Source organism: Clostridium sp. ATCC 25772 (genome assembly GCF_001573875.1).
Taxonomy (GTDB): Bacteria; Bacillota; Clostridia; order Clostridiales; family Clostridiaceae; genus Clostridium_J; species Clostridium_J senegalense.
On record NZ_LFRG01000217.1, the window covers coordinates 1 to 508 of the forward strand.

At 28.3% G+C, this 508-nt stretch carries 1 pseudogene; it reads right to left on the reverse strand.

The features are described 5' to 3' along the window. Positions 1 to 198 precede the first annotated feature (198 nt). Positions 199 to 508, reverse strand: a pseudogene (locus tag AZI32_RS18695) (FAD-dependent oxidoreductase); the annotation flags it as partial.

Consider the following 508-nt stretch of genomic DNA (forward strand, 5'->3'; position numbering starts at 1 on the left):
TGTAGGCTTATTGACTATTGGATGTATAAGCTTATATGATACGATACATAACTATAAACTTTATAGTATAATACAGTTTTTTTCTTTATTTAATACAGTGATGAGTTTTACTATTGCTGCATTAGATATTTTTTCTATTCTTTAAGCTTAAAACGCTACAATAAATAAAAGGAGATAACAAAAGTTATCTCCTTTTATTTATTTTATTATTTTTTTATTGAAAACCCCTTCTAACCCTGCCTTTTTAACTCTAGTTTCTATTTCTTCTTTATCTATTCTATTAAAGTAGACACTTCCTGCAAAAGTAAACTTTAATCTATCCGCATGTTCTTCTTTTAATTCTTGATTAGCATAAGATATAAAGTCTCCAATTGCAATATTAGTTGGTAATTGAAGTAAATACATACCTATAGCATTTCTAGCTGCATTGTGCCCAGATAGAGATCCTGTGCATATAGCTTCTGTATGACCTACAAAGAATCCACTTTTTTCTCCACCTACAAATAAG